Origin of the sequence: Undibacterium sp. Dicai25W (assembly GCF_049340505.1) — a bacterium.
Lineage (GTDB): Bacteria > Pseudomonadota > Gammaproteobacteria > Burkholderiales > Burkholderiaceae_D > Undibacterium > Undibacterium jejuense.
On the sequence record NZ_JBMPOQ010000001.1, the window covers coordinates 436,758 to 460,175 of the forward strand.

The 23,418-nt window shown below is 44.3% G+C and carries 20 protein-coding genes; 8 read left to right on the forward strand and 12 right to left on the reverse strand.

Annotated elements, in window-relative coordinates; all coding sequences use genetic code 11:
• Positions 1-5: 5 nt before the first annotated feature.
• The 4 genes from ACO0KY_RS02105 to ACO0KY_RS02120 all read left to right on the forward strand — a co-directional run bounded on the left by ACO0KY_RS02105 (position 6) and on the right by ACO0KY_RS02120 (position 4,023).
• Positions 6-614 carry a methyltransferase domain-containing protein gene (locus ACO0KY_RS02105; RefSeq protein WP_422992004.1) on the forward strand — a complete coding sequence of 203 codons (609 nt, stop codon included), beginning with the start codon at positions 6-8 and terminating at the stop codon, positions 612-614.
• Between the two features lie 93 nt (positions 615-707).
• The gene (pssA, locus tag ACO0KY_RS02110; protein WP_422992006.1) at positions 708-2,066 is read left to right on the forward strand and encodes a CDP-diacylglycerol--serine O-phosphatidyltransferase; all 1,359 of its coding nucleotides are present in this window, start codon (positions 708-710) and stop codon (positions 2,064-2,066) included.
• 102 nt (positions 2,067-2,168) lie between these two features.
• On the forward strand, positions 2,169-2,999 hold the full coding sequence (locus tag ACO0KY_RS02115) for a formyltransferase family protein (protein WP_423043809.1): 831 nt from the start codon (positions 2,169-2,171) through the stop codon (positions 2,997-2,999).
• Positions 3,000-3,198: 199 nt separating this feature from the next.
• Positions 3,199-4,023 carry a formyltransferase family protein gene (locus tag ACO0KY_RS02120; RefSeq protein ID WP_422992008.1) on the forward strand — a complete coding sequence of 275 codons (825 nt, stop codon included), beginning with the start codon at positions 3,199-3,201 and terminating at the stop codon, positions 4,021-4,023.
• A gap of 13 nt (positions 4,024-4,036) precedes the next feature.
• On the opposite strand, the gene ACO0KY_RS02125 is transcribed toward ACO0KY_RS02120, so the two are convergent.
• The 12 genes from ACO0KY_RS02125 to ACO0KY_RS02180 form a co-directional block, all read right to left on the reverse strand.
• A complete protein-coding gene (locus ACO0KY_RS02125; protein ID WP_423043811.1) occupies positions 4,037-5,170 on the reverse strand; it encodes a GNAT family N-acetyltransferase in 1,134 nt (377 codons plus the stop codon).
• Positions 5,171-5,461: 291 nt separating this feature from the next.
• On the reverse strand, positions 5,462-6,472 hold the full coding sequence (locus ACO0KY_RS02130; protein ID WP_423043813.1) for a LacI family DNA-binding transcriptional regulator: 1,011 nt from the start codon (positions 6,470-6,472) through the stop codon (positions 5,462-5,464).
• Positions 6,473-6,982: 510 nt separating this feature from the next.
• Positions 6,983-8,899 (reverse strand): potassium transporter Kup, encoded by a 1,917-nt coding sequence (locus ACO0KY_RS02135; RefSeq protein ID WP_423043815.1) that lies wholly within the window; start codon positions 8,897-8,899, stop codon positions 6,983-6,985.
• 358 nt (positions 8,900-9,257) lie between these two features.
• The gene (locus ACO0KY_RS02140; protein WP_423043817.1) at positions 9,258-9,863 is read right to left on the reverse strand and encodes a hypothetical protein; all 606 of its coding nucleotides are present in this window, start codon (positions 9,861-9,863) and stop codon (positions 9,258-9,260) included.
• 98 nt (positions 9,864-9,961) lie between these two features.
• Entirely contained in the window at positions 9,962-10,546 is a 585-nt protein-coding gene (locus ACO0KY_RS02145) for a hypothetical protein (RefSeq protein WP_423043819.1), read from the reverse strand.
• Positions 10,547-10,665: 119 nt separating this feature from the next.
• Entirely contained in the window at positions 10,666-11,613 is a 948-nt protein-coding gene (gene dapA / locus ACO0KY_RS02150; protein ID WP_186911115.1) for a 4-hydroxy-tetrahydrodipicolinate synthase, read from the reverse strand.
• 45 nt (positions 11,614-11,658) lie between these two features.
• Positions 11,659-12,111 (reverse strand): hypothetical protein, encoded by a 453-nt coding sequence (locus ACO0KY_RS02155; RefSeq protein WP_423043821.1) that lies wholly within the window; start codon positions 12,109-12,111, stop codon positions 11,659-11,661.
• Between the two features lie 190 nt (positions 12,112-12,301).
• On the reverse strand, positions 12,302-12,775 hold the full coding sequence (locus ACO0KY_RS02160; RefSeq protein ID WP_423043823.1) for a potassium-transporting ATPase subunit C: 474 nt from the start codon (positions 12,773-12,775) through the stop codon (positions 12,302-12,304).
• 55 nt (positions 12,776-12,830) lie between these two features.
• Positions 12,831-12,989 carry a hypothetical protein gene (locus ACO0KY_RS02165; RefSeq protein WP_186911112.1) on the reverse strand — a complete coding sequence of 53 codons (159 nt, stop codon included), beginning with the start codon at positions 12,987-12,989 and terminating at the stop codon, positions 12,831-12,833.
• A gap of 110 nt (positions 12,990-13,099) precedes the next feature.
• Positions 13,100-13,360 (reverse strand): hypothetical protein, encoded by a 261-nt coding sequence (locus ACO0KY_RS02170; RefSeq protein WP_186911111.1) that lies wholly within the window; start codon positions 13,358-13,360, stop codon positions 13,100-13,102.
• An 829-nt stretch (positions 13,361-14,189) separates the two neighbouring features.
• Entirely contained in the window at positions 14,190-14,987 is a 798-nt protein-coding gene (locus tag ACO0KY_RS02175) for a beta/gamma crystallin-related protein (RefSeq protein WP_423043825.1), read from the reverse strand.
• Between the two features lie 216 nt (positions 14,988-15,203).
• Positions 15,204-15,749 carry a hypothetical protein gene (locus tag ACO0KY_RS02180; RefSeq protein WP_423043827.1) on the reverse strand — a complete coding sequence of 182 codons (546 nt, stop codon included), beginning with the start codon at positions 15,747-15,749 and terminating at the stop codon, positions 15,204-15,206.
• Positions 15,750-16,145: 396 nt separating this feature from the next.
• Here ACO0KY_RS02180 and ACO0KY_RS02185 point away from each other — a divergent pair, with 396 nt between their 5' ends.
• The 4 genes from ACO0KY_RS02185 (at position 16,146) to ACO0KY_RS02200 (ending at position 23,397) form a co-directional block, all read left to right on the forward strand.
• On the forward strand, positions 16,146-18,491 hold the full coding sequence (locus ACO0KY_RS02185) for a glycoside hydrolase family 65 protein (RefSeq protein WP_423043829.1): 2,346 nt from the start codon (positions 16,146-16,148) through the stop codon (positions 18,489-18,491).
• Between the two features lie 22 nt (positions 18,492-18,513).
• Positions 18,514-19,170, forward strand: coding sequence for a beta-phosphoglucomutase (gene pgmB, locus ACO0KY_RS02190; RefSeq protein WP_423043831.1), 657 nt, complete (start codon positions 18,514-18,516; stop codon positions 19,168-19,170).
• Positions 19,171-19,267: 97 nt separating this feature from the next.
• On the forward strand, positions 19,268-20,536 hold the full coding sequence (locus tag ACO0KY_RS02195; RefSeq protein ID WP_423043833.1) for an MFS transporter: 1,269 nt from the start codon (positions 19,268-19,270) through the stop codon (positions 20,534-20,536).
• 371 nt (positions 20,537-20,907) lie between these two features.
• On the forward strand, positions 20,908-23,397 hold the full coding sequence (locus ACO0KY_RS02200; protein WP_423043835.1) for a TonB-dependent receptor domain-containing protein: 2,490 nt from the start codon (positions 20,908-20,910) through the stop codon (positions 23,395-23,397).
• Positions 23,398-23,418: the final 21 nt, after the last annotated feature.

Below are 23,418 nucleotides of genomic sequence, written 5' to 3' on the forward strand. Positions count from 1 at the left end.
CGATCATGGCAAATTTTATGCAACGCGATCCTACCAATCCAGACTTTTGGGATGAACGTTTTGAGAAAAATTTTATGCCTTGGGACAATGGTGGTGTACCGCAAAATTTCAGAGATTTTGTGGCGTCCAGACCTGCTGCGCTACATTGTCTGATACCCGGTTGTGGTAACGCCTATGAAGTGACATTGTTAGCTGAAAAAGGGTGGGATGTCACTGCCATTGATTTTTCACCCGCAGCCGTGAAGAGTGCCCAGTTAGCCTTAGGTAGTTTGGGTAAGCATATCGTTCTGGCAGACTTTTTCACCTATGTACCCAAACAGCCTTTGGAGCTGATTTATGAGCGTGCTTTTTTCTGTGCCTTACCACCGGATTTGCGTCCACAAATTGTGAATTGCTGGTCGCAATTGCTACCCGCTGATGGTTTATTGGCTGGCTATTTCTTTTTTGATGATGCGGCTGACGCCAGTAAGAAAGGACCACCATTTTCTATTCATAGCGAACGCTGGAAAGAACTGCTTGAGCCGTATTTTGAGATGTTAGAGGACAGTTCAGTTTCTGACTCCATTCCCGTGTTTGCTGGCAAAGAACGGTGGCAAGTCTGGCGCCGCCGTTAATTTGTATTAAAAAAGACAATTTTTTTGCGTGGAGACTGTTTTAGCCTCAGTCACAATGCTACTATCAGCGTGTTTTTAACTAACGATTCCGCTATGCGCTTCCAACGTCCTCGTTCTGCACTTGAGCAATTACCCGCTATTCCATTGAAGCCGGAATCGGTCAAGACCTTGCTGAGTGCGACAGAGTATCGCCAAGAATTACTGAAGCAAATTTCCAAAGCGAAGCACCGGATTTACTTATGCAGCCTTTATCTGCAACATGATGAAGCAGGTGCTGAAGTGTTGGCCGCCTTGTACGCTGCAAAAGCAGCACGTCCCGCTCTGGATATCGCATTATTGGTAGATTGGCACAGGGCACAGCGTGGCTTGATCGGTGAAGCAAAGCAAGTTGGTAAGATGATGGGCAATGCCGCCTGGTATCAGGAACAAAGCGCCCTACATCAAGGATGCATACCCATTTACGGCATTCCGGTGCAGACCAGCGAATTGTTTGGCGTTTTGCACTTAAAGGGATTTGTCATTGATGACGGTGTCATTTATAGCGGCGCCAGTATCAATAATGTCTATTTGCATCAACAACAAAAATACCGGCATGATCGCTATCTGCTGATCCAAAATGCGACCTTGGCGAACACGATGGTGGACTTCATTCGCCGGCATTTATTGTGTAGTGCTGCGGTTCATCGCTTAGATAGAATTGATTCACCAGGCACGCGCAGTATTCGTGCTGAAATACGCGATTTTCGGGCGAATTTAAAAAAAGCACGTTACAGTTTTGATGCAGATATTAAGCAAAACACTGACGCATTGAGTGTGTCGCCACTGGTTGGTGTTGGTAAAAATAATCCGCTTAATCGCGTGATATGCCAGTTGCTCGCCGCAAGTAAAAAACAAATTACGATTTGCACACCGTATTTTAATTTCCCGTTAGCTGTCACACGGGAAATCAATCGCGCTTTAAAGCGTGGTGTGAAGGTCGATATCATCGTCGGTGATAAGGCAGCAAATGATTTTTACATTCCACCCGATCAGCCGTTCAAGGTGATTGCCGCGCTACCGTATTTGTACGAAGCGAATCTGCGTCGTTTTGCGAAATCACATCAGTCAGAAATCAAACATCAGCAATTGAATTTGCACTTGTGGAAGGACGGGGATAATACCTATCACCTGAAGGGGATGTGGATTGATGACGATTATGCGTTAATGACAGGGAATAACCTTAATCCACGTGCTTTTCGACTAGATTTGGAAAATGCGTTGTTGATCCACGATCCTCAGCATCAATTGCAAATCCAGAGAAATGCCGAACTGGTGAGTATCATCCAACATACTTCGGTGATTACCCATTATCGCCAGTTGGAGAAGGTGCGCGACTATCCGCATGAAGTGCGCAAGTTGCTTGCACGTTTAAGTTCCGTCCGACTTGATCGTCTCGCTTATCGGGTATTGTAAGTGATGGCAATGATCGCGCTTACATGTGAAGATAAAGCGGGGGAGTTGGTTAAATTGATGTCTGTATTTTCGCAAAACCGTCATTCACTTTGAGCTTATTTTATGCGCTTTGCTTTTGCAGGTTGCGATAGAAATCTGAGCATCTTCGAGGCACTGGTTGCTGCATCGTGGCAACCAGTCAAAATTTTCTCTGTTCCTGAACAAGAAGGCATTGCTTATCACGGCGCTCTGCTCGCTTGTGCTAACGATCATCACATCTCATTGCAACTCGATCCCTTGCGCCCACATGATTTGCTGGCGCTGGAAGCGCTTGCTTGCGATATTTTGGTCGTTGGTAGTTACAACTATAAAATTCCTGACTGGAATGAGCATTTGCCGTATGCAATCAATTTTCATCCATCGCCATTGCCAATAGGACGGGGTCCATATCCTTTAGTAAATGCGATTTTGCACGAACATCGCCACTGGGCGGTCACTTGTCATCGGATCGACGCCACCTATGATACAGGGGCAATTCTTGCAGCCCAGACATTTGCAATCGATCAATTTGATACGCATGAAAGTTTGAATATTAAAATTCAAATCGCTGCCGCCCAACTAGCGGCACAGATTGGTCAGAAATTCGGTGCTTTATGGGACGCAGCTAGCATACAGTCAGAGGGCGATTATTGGCCCTTGTTTTCAGCGGCTGATCGCACCATCGATTTCGCTACTTCTGTGCATCAGATACGCTTGCAATTACAGGCTTTTGGCAAGCTTGAATGCTGTGCGAGAGTCAATCATCAGGAAGCCCGCGTGAAAAGCGGCTATGCGTGGTTTGAGCCGCATAATTTAGCGATTGGTCAGGTGGCGCATGAATATGCGTCTAACATTGTGATTGCATGCAAAGACGGCTTTGTCGTTTTCAATGATTGGTATTTCGTCAAAGGCTAATTGTCGATCATAAACTTAGCTTCATGTAATGGTCTCGGGAACATAAAAGCTTTTATACATGCCGATCCAAAAAGTTACAAGACAAGCAGGTAAATGAAGCATCATAACGATGATGCCAACGGCGCTAAGTGCAAAAATTTAGTGTTGGGATGAGCAGAGTATGGGGCCGTCGCGTCTGCGCCCAAAGAACGAGAAAATCATGCGCTTTGCATTTGCCGGTTGTGACAGAAACCTTAAATTATTTGAAATGCTGATGCAGGCAGGATGGCAACCTGTCAAACTTTTTTCCGTTCCTGAAATTAATCTTTTGAGCAGTAACAAGGCAATAGTGGCTTTGTCGCAGCTAAATAAAATTCCTATTCAGCTATCTCGCATCAATGAGCAAGAGTTAGCCGCGTTAAAAGATGTAGGGTGTGATTTGCTGGTGGTTGGCAGCTACAATTGGCGCATACCTGACTGGCGTTCTAGTTTGCCGTTTGCGATTAACTTCCATCCAGCGCCACTCCCGCTTGGACGTGGACCTTATCCTCAGGTTAAAGCGATTTTAGAAAAGCATCAGCGATGGGCGGTGACTTGCCACAAAATAGAATACGAGTTTGATGCAGGTGCAATTCTTGATAGCGAAAATTTTTCCCTCGACGAGTACGATACGCACGAAAGCCTGAGTATCAAATTACAGATGGCAGAAGCTCGTCTGGGTTTGCGCGTGGCATTAAACTTTATCAATTTGTGGCAAAGTGCAAAACCGCAGACCGAAGGTGAATACTGGCCACTGTTTAAAGATGAAGACAGAACCTTAGATTTTTATCAGTCTGCTTATGTCATCAAAAAGCAATTGCGAGCCTTTGGTCTTTTGGAGTGCATTGCCTACGTCAATCAGAAACGACTTTTTGTCAAAGCCGGTTATGCCTGGGATGAGCCACATACCCATCAAGCCGGGCAAGTTGTTCAGACGAGTGGATTAACGGTGGTTGTCGCTTGCCAGGATGGCTATGTTGCTCTTACTGATTGGTATCTGGGATAGATAATTGATATTCTCAGGCCTGATTTAATTTTCTGAGCAGGGTATTTTTTCGCCATTGTCGCAAGCGGTATATATGTTGTCCAAAAGTGCGTCGTAGAAAATTATTTCTCACACAATGATATTCCACATAATTGATCACCTCAGGGCCCCAGCGGGTCTTTGAAACATCTTCTCCAACAGACAAATTAATGCGTTGAATTTTTTGCGTTATCGCCCATTGAATGGTTTCTGCAACCAATGTGGTCATCACGCTATATTTGCTATAAGTGAGATCATAGCCTGAGTAGTATAAATACAACTCATCGTTCATTTTAAAGCCCAAGCGCATAGCGACAGGTTCGCCATTTAATTCCAGGCTAAACAGGATACAACGACGGGAAAACTCAGAATCAAGAAGTGCAAGGATAAAATCCTTGTGTTGAGCTTTTGCAAAATAGTCAGGATGTGACACATCAGCATCCGCTGAAGCGCGCGCAGTGTGTAAGGCAAAAAACTTTGTGATGTTTAGCTTCAGATTTTCTGAACCATCGATCAGCTTTAATTCTGGATGTAACTGATCACGTTTTAATGAGTTGTAGCAGTGCCTGAGTGATTCTTTGATATTACGCTTGAGCTTCGTTTTAAATGTGTGCCAATCGTCGTTCAGGTGGAGAACAAAATTAGGAATAGTACGACTACTTAAAGGATGTATTTCTTGATTATGCGTCAAAAAATGTTCAGCATGCGCCTGCGTATGAATCAATTGAAACTCCGCCAGGCCAACTATTTCTTGCCTCGACATGGTCTCCCAAAATCGCAAAATGCTATCTTTATATGCTGGCAATGCAAGAGGTAATCTAAGTTCGGTTAAATTGGGATCAGCACCGAACGGACGGACATAACGATAAACATGAAACCGGTAAAAACCTATGTGGGTATTGCATAATGGCATTACCGCAACCAGTTTTTCATTTTCATACATCGCACAAATAGCTAGTTCATCGCGGTGAAACAAAGAAGTATCTGAGAAAAAACGCCACCACAGGCGATTCCAGTCGAATGTTTGAAACGGCAGCAAATCAGGAATTTCAGCTTCAAGCGTGCGCCAATCTGACGCGAGTGCATCGAATCCAGTTTCAGTCGTGATGATGGTATGTCTTAATGTCATGTGGAACCAGGCAAGCTGAAGCAAAAAAATTCAAATTCTCTACGTCAACTGAAATCGCAAAGCTACATTATTTTTCTTATAGGAAATATTATTATCTTGCAAAGTGGACTACTTGAGTAGCGTTATTATACTTTGTTACAACTAGCTAAGTTATTGATTATTTTGGTATATTCCTTTAATTTTTAAAAATTGGTATTTATTCATATCGCAAACAACGATACAGGATGCAAGGCAACATGAATTTTAAAGTCGCCATTTATTACTGTGTCTTAAGATTTTTTATGCCAACTGTCAGGTTTCACGTTTTACTAACAAAGTCGGTAACATCTCCGATTCAACATGCTCTCCTTGAATCAGCGACAGAATTTTTTTCGCCAGCAGAACGCCGCCATCGTGCAGGTATTGATGCACACTGGTCAGTGGAGGGACAAAACTAGCCGCACTAGGAATGTCGTCATAGCCAACCACTGAAACCTGTTTAGGAATATCTAAGCCGTGTTCAGTTAAAGCACGGATCGCTCCCATCGCCAGTAAATCACTGGCAGCAAAAATGCCATCGAACGGAAAATTTGGTGCTTGTAATTGTTGAAGTAAGCAATCGTAACCAGCTTCAAAAGTGAACGCAGTTGGTTGCATCTTCTCAACTTGCCAACCAGATTGCGCAACAATATGTTCAAACCCTAAATATCGCTGTTCGATTTCAGCGTGGTTAATATCGCCAAGAAAAAGAAATTTCTTGCGACCATCTGCAAGAAAATATTCAGCAACACTGGCACCGCCAGCATAATTATCACTACCGACGACGATACAAGTAAAATCCTTGTGTGGCGCACCCCAGACCAATAGCGGCAAACCACATTTCTGTATTTCTTTTAGCGCTTCGCCATGCGAACCCTGACCAAGCAGAATAATTCCATCCGCACCTTGCACCGGTGAGGTATTAATCAGTTGTTTGGACGTCAGTACCGCACTGTACCCGGCAGAAGTCAACTCTTGCGTGATTCCGCCTAATAATTCCAAAGGATAAGAGCCCGACATAGGACGATCTTTAGCTGGCGTCATTTCAACCACAACCGCGATCGAATAACTGCTACGCAGGCGCAGATTGCGGGCGCTCAAGTTCAGGCGATAGCCTTGTGCTTCAGCAATTTGTTGAATTTTTTCACGGGTTTTTTCCGTAACCAAGGGGCTATTTCGCAAGGCGCGAGAAACGGTGATCGACGAGACCCCAGCGAGCGCCGCTAAATCTTCCATCGTGCGGTTGGTGTCGGTTTTTTTTGCGGTCTTCGGCTGATTTGGCATTCCGGTTCTTTCAGTATTGCGGGGCGATCTGTGGGGCAATGGCAGTGGTGTTGATTATGGCAGATTAATTGATTTTAAACCAAGAGGACTTACGTAAAACCGCCCCAACTGCGTTATGACTCCTTGCCGTACTAAAGTACTGTCTACGTCGTCATGCCTTGCTGGGACGATTTTACGTAAGCCCTCTATCCGGAAATATAAAACCGCCCTAACTGCGTTATGACTCCTTGCCGTACTAAAGTACTGTCTGCGTCGTCATGCCTTGCTGATCGCAGCTTATTCATTGCGTAGGGAGGCGGCAACCCGTGCTCGTTCCGACACGTTGCGATGCCGTTTGGGAAGGAAAGCGTCCATTTTATTGCTATTCTGCATATGGCAGAACGTTACCATGTGGTGACGAGTTTGGCTTTACATTATGCGCAGAAAGGGCAACGATTGAGTTGCCCCATCAACACTTTTAAGTGCATTAAGGAAGATCGATCTAAAACTGAATAACTATGTTGTGTTGAATTAGCGTGCTTCACTCAGTTCTAATCTTGCCCCCATCTCGACTACACGGTTAGGCGGAATGTGGTAGCGTGAAGTGGCATCATTTTCGTTTTTTCGAAACCATATAAATATATTCAATATCAGCCGACGAAGTAAGTTGCCGCTACCCTCATTGATGACCAGCGTCTCATGACCGAGATAGAACGACGTAGTCATCTCATCAAAAAAATGGTGTCCTGTTTTTAGCTCTGCGAGTTCCAACATGCGTGGGACATTTGGTTCTTCCATATAACCATGCCGGGCTACGATGCGGATGAAACCAAGTTGTAATTCATTAATCACCAATCGTTCATTATCATCAACTCGTGGAGTTTCATCGGTTTTTAAAGTCAATATAATCGTTTTTTCGTGCAAGACCTGATTGTGTTTCAGGTGGTGGAATAATACGGTTGGTACGTTGACTATTTGTTCAGTCAAAAACACGGCTGTTCCTTTGACTTGATATGGAGGTGATATTGCAAGGCTTTCAACCAGACTTTCAAGGCTGATACCTGAGTTATCACGCAAAGAATACAGTACCGAGCTACCTCTGAACCAGCTATAGGTAATCAGTAAAACACCAGTACCGATGAGGACTGATAACCAACCACCTTCCATAAATTTCAAGCTATTTGCACCAACGAACGCGAGGTCGATGGTGAAGAAGACGCCGGCAACGGCGGCAATTTTCCAGTTAGACCACTTCCAGCGGCTTTTTGCCAGTGCGGTAAATAAGACCGTCGTAATCGCCATCGTCGTCGATACGGCAAGTCCGAAGGCCGCCGCTAATTGCGCGGAGGAGGGGAACATCAACACTACGGCAATCGTACCCAGCATTAATACCCAATTCAGTCCTGGCAAGTAAATTTGACCAACGGTACTGTCAGAAGTGTGCACGGTTTTAACGCGTGGTGAAAGTCCCAGATGACTTGCCTGACTGGTTAAAGAAAATACTGCAGTTATTAAGGCCTGTGCTGCTACGATGGTAGCTAATGTCGCCAGAATCACCATAGGATATAAACCCCAATCTGGTACTAGTGAATAGAATGGGCGACTGGCTGCGGCTGGCTGACGCAACAGCAAAGCGCCCTGACCCAGATAATTGAGTGCCAATGCGGGCAAGGCGACTGCGTACCATGCAAGACGAATTGGTTTGCGGCCAAAATGTCCCATATCGGCGTACAGCGCTTCTCCACCAGTTAAACAAAGTACCACCGCGCCAAGAGCGATAAAGCCTTTACCGCCGTTCTCTTTGAAGAAGATTGCGCCATAAATAGGATTAAACGCTTTCAATATTGCGGGTGTCTCAAATATTGAGACGATCCCCATGGCACCAATAACGATAAACCAGAGTAGCAGAATCGGACCGAACGCCACACCCACCTTGCCTGATCCATAGGGTTGAATTGCGAATAAGCCAATCAGAATGACAATCGTCAGTGGAACTATATAAGGATGGAAAGCGGGCGTCGCGACTTCTACCCCTTCAATCGCACTCAAGACTGATATCGCAGGCGTAATCACTCCGTCACCATATAGCATCGCCATGCCAACCAGCGCTAATAAAATCCATATGGTTTTTTTCTTTGACTTACCGGTCGTGCTATTGCCAACCAATAAGGCCATGAGCGCCAGAATACCGCCTTCTCCGCGATTGTCAGCACGCATTAATACAAACACGTATTTTAGACTGACCATCAATATTAATGACCACAAAAAGAGCGATACGATGCCGGTGACATTAGCTACGTTTGGCAATACCGCTGCGCTTCCTTCAAACGCTGCCTGTAACGCATAGAGCGGGCTCGTACCAAGATCACCAAAAACAATGCCGATGGCAGCCATGGCGACAACAACGGTAGATTTAAAAGAAGTGCTTGTGGCTGGGTTTTGGGTCATGTTTAAGCTTCACTTCCGCAGGCGTTGAGAAAAAAGAATAAAGTGAAAAGTGAATCGCGTTGGAGGTACTATGCATTTGAGCAATTTTCCGCCTCAAATACTAAATGGTTAAGTAGCGCCGTGCAAATCTGATGGCAGTGAAGTTGATGTGCATCGTTGTTTCCGTGATCTGCGAAGAGTTTAGAAATATTTGAGGCTGAATTTTGTTCAACACGGTTTAACACCTCTATGGAAAAATCATTGGTATTGGTGCCACATGGACAGAATGTCGCGATCAGGCTATGGACAAGTTACATACTATTCCAGTCGGACTTTGCTATCTCCGATATTCGCCACGGAAAAAATCGCTTCTTCATCACTAATGCTGATTGATGTGACAGATTTCGTGATTGCGGAATACGATTTGATACAAGTCTTTCGCTATGCTGTCGAGACTTTTACCCTTTCCATAAAAGAGTAATTGAATTGAGAAATGTTGCTTTATGGATTTGAGATATAACTGCGTATTTTTAGCTAAATCGTTAGCGTCGGTGGTATCGTCAGTAGTATTGGAATTAACGACAATAACCAGCGTATGCTTTTTTGAGGATGAATTTTCTTCTTTTATTTGCTGTCTTAAATTCTCTAAATTTTCTTGACTCAGATAAGAAGCGTCGGTATTCAGAATTGTCATATCGCTGATTTCGCTCAACGGCTTAGCGACCTGATGATGCAGAGGAGAGGTTACAAATACATCGTTGTAATAGGGGCGTACCCGTTCCAGCTCTGTGAGTAAATGTCCAGATACTACGTTGTACGGCGTCGGATAATGTTTTACTTCGTAGATATTCCACACGGGTTGTTTCTGTGAAACAAAAAGAACATTGCGACCTGCATTAGCACGCTGCAGACTCAAGGTTTTGCTTAGCTCGGAGGCATAAAGATAAGAGAGTTCGCCGGGACTGGCAATGATATTGACCAGCATCAGATTCTCCATAGAAAAAGAATGATATTCACAAACAGGATTTTCTCTTTTTGAGTCATGCAAGCTGATTTTTATTCATCTTGATTAAGCTGAGAAAGTCAAGAAAAATACAGATGTAATCCTCGCAGAATTTTTTCAATCGCAATTGCACATAGCAGTAATCCCAGGGTTTTTTGTATGCTTAATATCAGCATTAAAAATGTGTTGCATTGGCCCCATTTATTCGAAAATTGCTCGAAGATGACAATCGCCGCTGCCATAGAACAGAAGCTCATTAGGTAATCATTCAGACCGCTGTTTTGCGACATACATAACAAAACTAAGACTGCAACGCCGCTCATCATGCCGGTGTTTTCTACTATTCTGGTGATTTGTTGTTGTCGAATATTTTCTTTAATGTGAGGTGTGAAATTGGTCTTTATGGCGAGTAAAAACAGCAAGATGCCGGCACCAATTTGTAGGCTGGCCTGGTTGGTTTTGTCCCAGACAGCTAACGACGAAATGACGTACGCACAGATCAAACCAATTAACAGGATCGATAATAAAAATAAACGGTTTTGGTCACCGGAAGTTCTTGTCGGTTCTAACTCAGAGGCCTTGTTAGTTTTTAGCTTGAAATTTTTCACTGTGGATGAAGAGATCAATACAAAAAGTAACACGACGAAGGACGTGATGGAAATCATGGATATACCATCACGCTTCTGCCAGAACTGACACGCAAAGTAGCGCGAGCGTCAGCTAACATTGATTGATCTATTTGCCCGTTGTCATTGGTGATAGTAACGATCATGATCTGCGCCGCTTAGTGGATTAATGCAGGGTGATACGCATAGGAGACTTTTGGTGGTGTTATTTCTGGCTTTTTGATTGCCATAAATACTTCTAATTCTCTGGCCAGAAACTGCTTTCCAACTTTTGACATGGGAGTCATGGGCAGGCGGCATTCTTCTTGAAGATAGCCTAACAATGAGAGAGCAGCTTTGATAGGCACAGGATTCGGTTCGCAAAACAACAGCCGTATCATTGGCAGCATTTGATTAAACAGCAGCACGGCGGCGGAGGTTTCTCCGGCAATGATCAAATGTCGTAGATACGAAAATAAATCTGGACGTAAATGTGCGGCAGCGGAGATCGCGCCATGACCACCTATCGACAAAAAGTCAAACAGGCTGACATCATCACCGCATAAGACTTGTAATTTCGTTTGTTTGATCAGACGCGCCGTTTGTTCCAGTTTGCCGTTGCACTCTTTGATCGCCAGGATTTGCTCATGCTGTCCATATTGCGATAGAGCTTTCACTGTTTCAAACTCAATATTGACGCCCGTTCTGGATGGAACGTTATAGATGATGATAGGCAGCTTTGTTGCTGCGCACATCGCTTCAAAATGCAAACGTATGCCTTCCTGTGAAGGTTTTACATAGGCTGGAGCAGAAATCAGGTAAGCAGCTGGGGGTTGTCCAAAATTTTCTAATTTGGTGAGTTTTTCCGCAGTACTGCGAGTATCGCTACCTTGAATTCCCATAGCGAGAGGGAACGTCGAAGGGACGACCTCTTGTATGGCTGCCAGGATTTGGGCTTTTTCGCCTTCGTCTAACATCGCGGCTTCTCCTGTGGTGCCACAGACGACGATACCGTTGACACCGGATTTGTACAAATCTCCCGCAAGCTTTTGTATCGCGTTAAGATCAACTTCTTGTCGACGGAACGGTGTCACGATTGGCACCCAGATGCCTTCAAATATACTCATGCTGCTACCTTTGTTACCAAATAAGTTTCTAATTTTTTTATGAAATCAGTGACGTAATGCTGTATTCAATGGTGTCATACGACCGAATTCTGCATTGGGTAAGGTACTAACAATTGCATGAATGATTTCGTCGGCAATTGGCTTGGATAAACATAGCCAGACTTTAAGGCGGCTCGCATGTTCAATTGCTTGCATGCGCATAAAGGTTACTTGTTCACCACAAGTGTTGAGAATTAAATGCCTGAATTGACTGGCGCTGTCGCTGTCTATTGTGATGCGCATCATGAAATCCTGTTGTATGGTGTGACGTTTTACGCGATAGGCCACTGCTGTGACATTAGGCGCTGTGACATTAGGCGCTGTGACATTAGGCCCTGCGACATTAGACCTATTGTTAGTCCTGAAATTTGGTGTACTGTTGACGGCATTACTTTGACTATTACCATAGCTATTCCATGGAAAGCGCGCTTGCTGTGAAGCTGATTTTGTATGATTCATGTTGTGCTCAGTGATTATTGGCGACCTGTTAAAGATAGCCCTATGTACGTAAAGAATCTCTAAAATGCTGATGATGCCCTGTAAAAGTGGCGTAAAAATGGAGACTAATTTTGATTTAAGCTTATAGGTGGGAGGCAAGGAGTTCAAATGAAACGATTTACTATTGCATAACCATGGATTGCATTAATGGCTAGCGGCCTGATTTCTTTACCTGGGTCAGACTTAAATCTTCTTTATGGTTTGCTTTGTTGGTGACATACAGATCAAGACAGAGATTGAGTACAAGCAGATTCACCTGATACTCACGACGACTTGCATCAGCAGGCATTTGGCTTTGTCGCACCAGCTCATTCAACGCAGAAGGTTCAATATGCCGCAAGCGTGCAATTTTTGCGACTTGGGCTAACGCCTCATTCAGAGAGATATTCAGCGGATTTACATTACGCTGATTGATGCTTTTTGTGTTGGCTATCGCAGTGGCGTAGGGAACTATCAAATCTGCTTGAGAATCTTTCTCGATCTCAGAAAAGTACATTCCTGGCAATGCTGGCAATGGATGTTTGAGTGCAGCTTTTTTTCTGCTTACGATATCCGCGCTACAGATCATCAGCAAAAATATCCCAGCTAAACTAAAGCCAGCGACGAGTGAACGCAAGGTGCTCATGGATATTTTTGCACGATTATGTCAGTGCCGCGGTGGCACAACATAACAACGTACCTTAGCTGAGATTTGTTGCCAGGTAAGCGATCAATACCACTGCGATGACTTCGACCAAAAGATAGACCTTAAGGGTTTTTAATTTCTGCGCGTTCTCAAAGCGCTCTCTGGCACTGAGCATTGAACGGTCATCATGATATTTAAGTTGTGAGAGACGCATAATTTACCTTTTAAGTAAAATGAATATGGCCTCTATCGTAATAAGTATGAACTCAAGATGTTGCTAATTTTTGGCGCGAATTTATATAGATTTTATCAAGAAGCCTCAATTTATTTCACCAGATAATTTGGCCAGAAAAATGCCCACCATAAGGTTTTCAGTGCGCCAATCACATCGATACGCTTTCTGTCTGGTGCAGGAAAAGGAATCCGTTTTGTGACCATGACTATCAATCCAATATTGAGCCAGCCGATCATCATTAATTCGGTTTGAGATTCATACATAAAATCAACCAGCATCGGTAAAAATAAAACGATACCGTAAGCAATGGCCATACCGCACAAGTGATACATTGTCGGTTGAAGTTTCATATGGATAACGAGAAAAAATAATTGACTGATTGTCAGAACAAATATGGCATATTGTTGGCATAAGTCACTAATTGACTGAGCCAGTCTAAGTATACAAAAGTACGTACAAAGAATTTACAAAAAAATAGCCGATGTCTGTAAAGAAACTATCAAGATACTGTTCATCTCAAAGTTGTCGATAAAATTTTTTTTCTTTGATTCTGTATGAATGGTCCGGAGAGTGCGATCTGCCTGCTTTGGGAAAATAACCCAGGCATTCACAGAAAAATTGGCCGATATTTGTATTTGCTGCTCAGCCTTGCGTTGATGAAAATCATCTTTTATCTATGCAAGAATCCGGAGTTCTTCGCTTGGTATTCAAGGGTGAATGAAACAAAGAAATTGCTGACCAATTGCGGATTTCTGATTCCATCGTCTAAGTTTATCGGTGCTGTAATATCAAAACAAGGAGGTTCGTAGTTTAGCTGAATTAATATTGATTACTACGCAACTAAGAATTTTTGGTGTTGAAAATAATCCTATCGTTTATCAAGGATCCGCTAACGAACGCGAATGAGGTTAGTAGCGAAGAATGGAGTTTTTACGTAGGACGTGTTGAATCAAAGCGATAGAACGCGGTGGCATTACCCGAGCGAAACCTCAATTTTAAATTGAAGTTTGATATATTTTGATATTCAATCTCATCGATAGCTTAAGCATGATTTAATCGTAGGACTAGTTGATTATGTTGTCGAAGCTGAACGTGAATTTGTTATTGATAGTTTCTATTCAGTTCCTGTGAGCCCAATAATGCTCAATCTTTATGCTATCAAATACTTCAGAAGAAACTTTATTGCCGAGGTTCACCATTGCGGTTCACAGAAATGGTCGCTCCTGGCGCATGGCGTGTTTGCATACGGTGTTCATAACCACCAAAATCGTAGGTAACGTCCCATGAATCGGGTTCTTGATTTGGTACCGTCCGACAACGCTGAACGTTTTTTGAATAGCTTTCTCCAGAGTTAGACCCAACGTTGGAACCAAGAACTGCGCCCGCAACGGCGCCGCCTGCAGTGGCGATATCACGACCGGTTCCGCCGCCTATCTGATGACCAAGCACGCCGCCGAGGATGCCTCCAACGATTGCGCCACCGACATTGTTATGGGAAGGTTCATTAACCTGTTGACGTTCGGTCCAGCAGCGCTGTTCTGCAGCACTGTACACTGCATGTACTGAGGTAACTTGCGCCTGAAAAATATCTTCATCTGGACGACGGCGATATTCATATGCAGGTCCTGTTTGCTGTGGCACCTCATTATCGTAGTGATCGTTATGATTGACGGGCCTTACTGAGGATATCCGGTCATTCATGCCCATAGCACTTAGAGAGGGATAATTCCCCTTTTGGAGAATCATGCATTTGCCTCCAAAACCTGCGTTATCGCATATTTCCCAGCGGCCATTCTCGACAATGATTGACGAGGCTTTATCATTGAAACCATACCGATTCAAATCGCCAATTTCACGTGAAGTTGAAAAGACACGTCCGCGCCATTCGTTATTTTCATAAAGCGTGATTTGTGCCATCGCTTGTGCTGACAAAGTCAGGGTCGCGGTCATAAAGGCCGTTTTGAAAAGCAGGTTCATTGTCTTCTCCAAAGCATGTTTTATTCATGACGGAACAAATTGTAGAACGTAAAATTATTGGTTAGTGCTCCCAGAGATTCCGGGCATCGATCATCGCCGCTTAAGTTGGATACATGCTCAAAGAAGGAACAAAAAGCTGGCGAAAAATGTCGCTGTGCAGTGCCATTTTTTACCTAAATTTCGGCTACTGCACTGCGTTTTTTTTAGCCTATGCGACTATTGTCCGTATTTTGTTTTAGCAGAATCTATGCAAGTATTTTTGCTTGCGCCAGATAGTGTATCGCACTTCTCTACTGCGACTTTGTAATTAGCTGTTTGCTTATCATCGCGTGCGTCAGTGCGCGCGTCGATCACTTTTTTATCAGCGGTTGCGTCGGCTTTGGCAGCCTTCATGGTCGCCTTGGCTTGCTTAATACATACGTCTTTTTGATTGCCACCTTGGTTTTCGCATTTAGCTTTATCTACATCATAGTTAGCATTTGCAATGTCTTTGCGGGCATTGCTTCGTTCACTTACAGTACCTTTGTACACCGCTTTAGCATTGGCTTCGATTTGAATGCGTGCAGCCTTAGCTTCCGCAACACAAACATCTTTTGCATTTCCCGCCATTCCGTCGCATCGCGCATTGGCAATTTTATAGTCTGCAGCGGCGCTATTTTTTGCGGCATCATAGGTTGTATGGGCTTCGGCCGTTGCTGCGATTACGGGCGCAGCGAAGGCAATTGAGCCTCCTACCAATAGCAATGTGATTGCGATTTTCATTTTAAATCCTTTAATTGTGAGGAGTAGCATTTTTTAGCCTGTTTCGAACCGTCGGCAAAGTGCGTCTTGTAATTCGAACCGCATGCAATTACTTTTACATGTTGTTCAGCATTGGTTCTGTTCGGCAAAGCACATAGCTAATTTCAATGATTACTTCTCAAAAAGCGTCCTGTTTGCTGCCAAATTATTTCATGTTGACTTTGCTTGTGATGAATATGCTTGACTGCCATCAGCAGAGACCATGGGGATAAGTTAGTTATCTTTATTGCGCTTTCTTTATATAAATTAATTTAAATGTAACTATTAAAACGGGATTTTTTTTTGATTTAATTTGAATTGACATCGATAACATTTTTTGTTTCAATGAACGTAATTTCAATTACAGAGACAATTACCGTGTCATTACCTGTTGATTCTCATCACACGTTTGCGCTTGATTCCTGGAAAATTTCCGAAGGAAGTTACGATGTTAAAAATAACTATTTGTTGGAGAGTTTATTTGCGCAGGGCAATGGCACGATAGGGCTGCGTGGGACGCATGAAGAGTCATATTGCGGTCCGGCGGGTAGTTCACAAGAGGGTAATTATCTCAATGGCTTTTATGAGTCGGAACCTATTACGTACCCTGAAAATGCGTTCGGATTGGCAAGAAATAATCACTTTATGCTTAACCTGCCGAATGGCAAAGGGTTGGAGTTGTGGCTCGCGGATGAGGTGTTTAATCTGGCGAATGGGCGAATTCTCAGTTATCAACGTGAGCTGGATTTTAAAACCGGAATATTGACGCGCATCGTACGTTGGGAATCGCCCAAAGGGCGTCAAATTGAGGTGCAATCTGAACGGCTCGTGAGTTTTGTTGAGCGCCATTTGTACGCGATACGCTATCGGGTAACGGCACTGAACTTCAATGCGACATTACGTCTTGTGTCGACACTTGACGCCAATGTACAAAATTTAGCAGCCGGGGACGATCCGCGCGTTGGTTCTAAAATCAGCACGCCGCCATTAAAGATCCAGCGGTATCAAAATACGCCAACGATGCAGGCGATGGAGCATAAAACGACGCATAGTGAATTTCACCTCGTGAGCGCCATTGCACATGCCAGCGAGGATTGGGCAGCAGAAGAAACCAATGGTAGCGCCGAGCAGCAGGTGCTAGAACGCTACTTCAGTGCGCAGATTGAACAAGGCCAATGTCTGTCCTTATGCAAATTTGGTAGCTATTTCTCATCTCGTGATTATCCTGCAAACGAGTTGATGCAACGTAGTGTTGAATATCTTGAGCGGGCATGTGAGCAAGGGTTTGAATACCTGGCGACACAACAAGCGGCGTATTTGGATGCGTTCTGGCAGAAAGCAGATGTAGAGATTGCGGGCGACCCGGCGCTGCAACAGGGAATACATTTTAACCAATTTCATTTGTTGCAATCGGTCGGGCGTGATGGACAAACTAATATCGCTGCTAAGGGTTTAAGTGGCGAGGGATATGAGGGGCATTACTTCTGGGATACCGAAATTTACATCCTGCCTTTTTTCTTATATAGCAAGCCAGAAATAGCCAAAAAACTTCTTGAATATCGTTATCGCGGTTTAGCGCATGCGCGTCAGCGGGCGCGAGAAATGGGTCATCAACGAGGCGCGCTCTATCCTTGGCGGACGATCGGAGGCGAAGAATGCTCGGCGTATTTTCCCGCTGGCTCGGCGCAGTACCATATCAATGCCGATATTGCCTATGCGGTCAAACAATATCTTGAAGCCACCGGTGATAGTGATTTTATCGTGAACGGCGCTGCCGAAATGGTGTGGGAAACAGCGCGTATTTGGCTAGGTCTGGGGCATTATCCGACAAGCCGACCTGAGGTTTTTTGCATCAATGAAGTAACCGGCCCCGACGAGTACACAGCGTTAGTGAATAATAATTACTACACCAATGCGATGGCAAAAGCGCACTTAGAGTTTGCCTTGCGTCTGGTAGAACAATTACAGCAAGAATCTGCGGCTGACTACTCGCGGATTAAGAAACAGATCGGCTTGCAAGATGAAGAAATCATCGCGTGGCGTAAAGCCGCGCAAAGCATGTACTTGCCGTATGACGAAGCGTTAAAAATTCATGCCCAAGATGATAGCTTTCTGAGTAAAAAAATATGGAATTTTTCAGATACAACGGATGATAAATATCCGCTCTTACTACATTTTCATCCCCTCGTTATTTATCGCCATCAGGTTTGTAAGCAGGCTGATTTGCTTTTAGCAATGTTATTGCAAAGCGATCAGTTCACACTGTCTGAAAAACGTCGTAATTTCGACTATTACGAAAAAATAACGACGCATGATTCATCGCTTTCTAGCTGCATTTTTAGCATTATCGCAGCAGAAATTGGTGAACACGAAAAAGCCTATTCTTATTTCATGGAAACTGCCCGCCTCGATCTTGATGATACGCATGGCAATACCAAACATGGCATTCATACAGCTGCGATGGCAGGCACCTGGATGTGTATCGCTTATGGCTTTGGCGGTATGCGGGTGATCAACGGAGAACTGCATTTTTCACCCAATTTACCTCAGCAGTGGCAGCACTGTCAATTTCAAATTAACTTTAAGCGTGCCACATTAAACATCCGGATAGATAAAGAGGGCACCGAATATCGCCTGGTTGATGGTGACGAAATACATTTTCATCACGGTGAACAAAGTATGCACCTCAATACGGAACAGCGACGTGTTGTTATTTTGAAATAGACAAAGAAAGATGAGTATGAGGATGAATAAGCAAGCAATTGAAGCCGTTATTTTTGATTTAGATGGTGTGCTCGCGGATACGGCGCACTTCCACTTTTTAGCATGGCGAGAATTGGCGCAAACACAGGGGATTGATTTTGATGAAGCCTTTAATGAGCGCTTGAAAGGTGTCGATAGAATGGCATCGTTGGATCTGATATTGCGTCAGTCATCTCGCAACTACACGCATGAAGAAAAGCAAGTATTGGCGAACAAAAAAAACCAGCATTATCAGCAACTCACTGCCACAATAACGCCTGCCGATCTTTTACCAGGAGCTCGCGCAGCATTAGAAGCAGTGCGTTCTGCTGGCTTGAAAACAGGTCTTGCATCAGTAAGCAAAAATGCTTTTTTTATTCTGGAAAGATTAGAAATACGTGATTGCTTTGACGATATCGTTGATGCTGCTTTTTTGACGCATACGAAGCCGCATCCAGAAATTTTTTTAACAGCAGCAAATCATCTTGGCGTCGATCCAAGCGCATGCATCGGTGTTGAAGATTCCTTGGCGGGAATTACATCGATTAAGGCTGCGGGTATGTTTGCACTTGGTATTGGTTCTGCAAATGTGTTGACAGACGCAGATCTGGTTATTCCAGATTTGCGACATTTTTTGCTAAACGATTATGCCGTCAATTAGCGATTTAAAGTTTCGATCATGCATACGAAGAGATGCAAGCGAATGTAATACCTGACAATGCATAAAAATATATAACATCAGAGACAAGAGCTAACAAATGAAAAATTCACGTATTGGCATCGCGCTATTCCTGATCTATTTTCTCTTCGCTATGCTACTGAACAGCGTCGGCACCGTCATTTTGCAAGTGATCAATAGTTTTGATGTCAGTAAATCAGATGCCAGTATTTTGGAGGCATTTAAAGACTTATCAATTGCTGCTGCCTCGTTTCTCGGTGCCGCTTTTTTACCGCGACTTGGCTATAAAAAATCGATATTGATCGCGCTGGGGTTGATGTTTTTTGCGTGTATTGCCATGCCTTTGTGGCCAGGCTTTATGTGTACGCGTTTGTTTTTTATGTGTTGTGGTATCTCATTTGCTTTGATCAAGGTATCGATTTATTCCACGATTGGCCTCATTACCAAGGGGGCGCAAGAACACGCGCAGTTCATGAATATGCTTGAGGGAATATTCATGCTTGGTGTACTAAGTGGCTATTGGGTATTTTCATATTTCATTGATTCTGCTGACATGACATCGCGTCATTGGCTGCAAGTGTATTGGGTGCTGGCCTGCTTATGCGCTGCGGCGTTTATGTTGCTCGCAACAACGCCACTTGATGAAAGTGCGGCGCGTCCGGATGGCAGGATAGCGGGTACCTCCGAATCGAGAGGCTTCTCGCTGATGTGGATACTGACTAGAAAATCCCTCGTATATTTATTTCTGATTGCAGCTTTTTTATCGGCTCTGGTGGAGCAAGGGATTACCTCCTGGTTGCCAACGTTTAATAACGAAATTATGAAATTGCCACTCAGCTTGTCGGTGCAAATGACAAGTATTCTCGCCGCATCGAGTGCGATTGGCCGTATGGGATTTAGTTTATTACTCAAAAGAGTTCACTGGTTTACGATGTTGAGTGCTTGCCTGTGTCTGATGGCGGGATTGATATTCCTGACCTTGCCATTGACCCATGCATTGAATGCCGAAGCGGTGACCGGATGGGGAAATGCACCTTTAGCTGCGTTTATTTTTCCATTAATTGGTATATTTATGGCGCCGATATATCCCGTTATTAATTCTTTGATTTTGAGTGCTCTGCCGACCTATCAACATGCGGCGATGACAGGACTCATTGTCATTTTCTCGGCACTTGGCGGAACGACGGGATCATTGATTACAGGATTAGTGTTTGCCCATTTTAGCGGACAAACGGCGTTCTATCTGACGCTGATCCCGCTAGGTATTATGGTTCCCTCATTGTTCCTTTTCAGAAGGGCGTTAGACGCTCAATCAGAAGTCGAGCAGGTCAGTCTTGGCGTGGCATAGCAAAAAAAACTAGAACCGTCGGTTGACTAAGCTTGCTCTCTAAAGTTGATTTGGCCGCACTGTCGCAGTGGTTTCAGAGTTTGTATTTCAGAAATTTTTCAGTAAAAAGCAACATCAATTTAAATCAAATGTTATCGATAACAATTAAAGATTGACATCGATAACATTGGCTGTTTCAATATGCTTATCCATCACTGTTTGATCAAAACATTGATCAGGTTACAAAAAAAGATCGTGACTAAAAAGTGATCAGTAAAAAGAGCGCACAAACAATTTAACGCAACAAAATAGAAGTCGTCCCTGGGCGAATTTCTCAGTTTCACCAAGGTTCAGGATAGAACCACCTTTTTAAAAATTATCGGAGACACCTTATGCAAGTTCATCGTCCATTTTTACTTTCCAGTATCACTTTGGCCGTGCTTAGCCTGATTAATCAGGCGAGTGCGGCGGATGCCACACCAAATTCCAGCGAAGTCAGCAGCACTGTCGTTGCACCAGAAAATAAACCTGCCGAAGCGCAACAAGTCGTTGTCACTGGTAGCGCCTTGGGGCGTGGTTTGCGCAAGGTCGACGCGCCTTATTCCATCACCACTGCGACAGAAGAACAGATGAAAGAAGCTGCGCCCCTCTCCACCGCAGACTTATTTAAAATCGTTCCGGGCGTGTATGCAGAAACCTCTGGTGGGCAAACTGGCCCTAACATTGAGGTCGCAGGTTTTCCAGGTGGCGGCGACGCCAATTATGTGACCATACAATTGAATGGCGCACCGATCTTTCCTGCTCCTACCTTGTCCTTCATGGATAACTCCTCGATGTTCCGTCTTGATGACACTATCGATCATATGGAAGCCTTAGTCAGTGGGCCAAATACCGTACTGTCGAACGGACAGCCAGGCGCAACGATGAACTTTATTCTCAAGACAGGAGAAGGCGGCGATGAAGGTTTGCTCCGTACCACGTTTGGGACGGGAAATGCACGACGCTACGATGCCTATTATGGCGGCAAAATTTCGGATGGCTGGTTTGCGACGATCGGCGGTTTTTATCGCACAGATAACGGCGTTCGTGATAGCCAGTTTCCTACCAATGATGGCTACCAACTCACCGGTACGCTGACCCGTTTATTGGAGGATGGCAAAGTGACCTTATATGCCAGGACGTTGAAAGATAAGAATTTATTTTTCACAGCCATTCCGGTCAGCGCTTCAGCGGCGGGCGTACCCACTGGTGCCTTTCCCGGGTTTGATCCTTTAACCGGATCCTTGTACGGAAATGAAACACGCTTCTTCACCATACAAACGGCTCCCGGTCAGACGCAAAACATTGATATGGCAAACGGACGTGGTGCTGATGTGCATACGTTTGGCATTGACTTCAATCAAAAAATTCATGATTGGGAAGTCAGTAACAAATTGAATTACGTCAGCGGCGATATGCAAACCAATGCGTTTTTCACTGGTAGTGTTCCGCAGACGATGAGTAGTTACCTCAATGCCGCCCTGACTAAAGCGAACGGTAATAGCGCAACTGTGATAGCCGGTGGCCTCGCAACTGGCGGTACCGCTACCTACACAGATGGCAGCGGTGCCGTAGATCCTAACCAGCAAGTGCTCAATGCAGGTGCGTGGTACGTCGATAAACAAATCAGATCGACAACCGATGAACTCAAATTTAGCAAAGAATTGATGAAGGATCATACCTTTACGTTTGGTACGTTCCTGGCCGATTATTCTTCACAAGATTTGTGGTACCTCGGCAATAGCGTGTTGATGACAGCGACGTCCAATCCTAAACCTATCAACGTCATTTTGAATAATGGTGCGGTGATTTCAAATAATGGTATCGATGGTCCGGTCTCGTATGCGCAGCATGATAGCTACAACGGGCAAAAAACGGCGTTTTTCATGGCGGATCAATGGAAGCTGAATTCTCAACTGACAGTGGATGCAGGTCTGCGCTATGAGACCCAAAGAGTGAATGCAACCTTAGGAAATATCACATCCGGAAATATCGATAGTAACCCGCTGCATCTGTATAACCAGGGCGCAAGTATGCTTACGGGTACTTATCAGTCCGTCACTCAGACAGACCATGCGACTTCCCTGACAATTGGTGGCGGTTACAAACTGACTCCGAATGTGAATCTGTATGCGCGCATCAATTCGGGCCATTTAATGCCACAGTTTGACGATATCCGTGGTGATGCAGGAACATCTGCCACAGCACCAGTGCAGGATATCAAGACCTATGAAGTTGGGATTAAGGCAGTCAATTCTGATTTTTCGCTCTATGCCTCAGTGTTCCATAAAGACTTTACAGGTATTCAACAAAGCCAGATTTTGACGAATGGCTCTACGGTCTGGTACAACTATGGATCACAGACTAATGGTGTCTTGTTTGAAGGTGCATGGCGTCCTTTTACGAATTTCCAGTTGGCATTTTCGGGAGATTATGAAGATGGCAAATATACCGGATTTCAAGGCATCGATAGCTCTACCGGCACAAGCAATAACGGTAATCAACTGCAACGTCAGCCAAAATTCCAGTCACGTCTGACACCGAGCTATCGTATTCCAACTTCCTGGGGTTCTGTCAAGATGTATGGTACCTACAGCTACATTGGAAAACGCTATTCGGATATTCAGAATCAGCAAGTTTTACCTTCTTACAACACGCTGGACGCGGGTATCCTTGCTGTCGTTGGCGACAAGCTTGAATTCCGTTTAACTGGTACCAATCTCAACAATACCTTGGGTTTGACAGAAGGCGACTCTCGTGTGTTGGGCGCTGGTTCTGGTGTGATTATGGCGCGCCCTATTTTTGGTCGTGCGTTTGAGGCATCGGTTACTTATCGCTTTTAATTTAAATTTGTCATTTAGTAC

Bases quoted from the DNA above. Each gene is read 5' to 3' on its own strand.
- ACO0KY_RS02105 (WP_422992004.1), top strand. From the start codon at position 6: ATGGCAAATTTTATGCAACGCGATCCTACCAATCCAGACTTTTGGGAT.
- pssA (WP_422992006.1), top strand. From the start codon at position 708: ATGCGCTTCCAACGTCCTCGTTCTGCACTTGAGCAATTACCCGCTATT.
- ACO0KY_RS02115 (WP_423043809.1), top strand. From the start codon at position 2,169: ATGCGCTTTGCTTTTGCAGGTTGCGATAGAAATCTGAGCATCTTCGAG.
- ACO0KY_RS02120 (WP_422992008.1), top strand. From the start codon at position 3,199: ATGCGCTTTGCATTTGCCGGTTGTGACAGAAACCTTAAATTATTTGAA.
- ACO0KY_RS02125 (WP_423043811.1), bottom strand. From the start codon at position 5,170: ATGACATTAAGACATACCATCATCACGACTGAAACTGGATTCGATGCA.
- ACO0KY_RS02130 (WP_423043813.1), bottom strand. From the start codon at position 6,472: ATGCCAAATCAGCCGAAGACCGCAAAAAAAACCGACACCAACCGCACG.
- ACO0KY_RS02135 (WP_423043815.1), bottom strand. From the start codon at position 8,899: ATGACCCAAAACCCAGCCACAAGCACTTCTTTTAAATCTACCGTTGTT.
- ACO0KY_RS02140 (WP_423043817.1), bottom strand. From the start codon at position 9,863: ATGCTGGTCAATATCATTGCCAGTCCCGGCGAACTCTCTTATCTTTAT.
- ACO0KY_RS02145 (WP_423043819.1), bottom strand. From the start codon at position 10,546: ATGATTTCCATCACGTCCTTCGTCGTGTTACTTTTTGTATTGATCTCT.
- dapA (WP_186911115.1), bottom strand. From the start codon at position 11,613: ATGAGTATATTTGAAGGCATCTGGGTGCCAATCGTGACACCGTTCCGT.
- ACO0KY_RS02155 (WP_423043821.1), bottom strand. From the start codon at position 12,111: ATGAATCATACAAAATCAGCTTCACAGCAAGCGCGCTTTCCATGGAAT.
- ACO0KY_RS02160 (WP_423043823.1), bottom strand. From the start codon at position 12,775: ATGAGCACCTTGCGTTCACTCGTCGCTGGCTTTAGTTTAGCTGGGATA.
- ACO0KY_RS02165 (WP_186911112.1), bottom strand. From the start codon at position 12,989: ATGCGTCTCTCACAACTTAAATATCATGATGACCGTTCAATGCTCAGT.
- ACO0KY_RS02170 (WP_186911111.1), bottom strand. From the start codon at position 13,360: ATGAAACTTCAACCGACAATGTATCACTTGTGCGGTATGGCCATTGCT.
- ACO0KY_RS02175 (WP_423043825.1), bottom strand. From the start codon at position 14,987: ATGAACCTGCTTTTCAAAACGGCCTTTATGACCGCGACCCTGACTTTG.
- ACO0KY_RS02180 (WP_423043827.1), bottom strand. From the start codon at position 15,749: ATGAAAATCGCAATCACATTGCTATTGGTAGGAGGCTCAATTGCCTTC.
- pgmB (WP_423043831.1), top strand. From the start codon at position 18,514: ATGAATAAGCAAGCAATTGAAGCCGTTATTTTTGATTTAGATGGTGTG.
- ACO0KY_RS02195 (WP_423043833.1), top strand. From the start codon at position 19,268: ATGAAAAATTCACGTATTGGCATCGCGCTATTCCTGATCTATTTTCTC.
- ACO0KY_RS02200 (WP_423043835.1), top strand. From the start codon at position 20,908: ATGCAAGTTCATCGTCCATTTTTACTTTCCAGTATCACTTTGGCCGTG.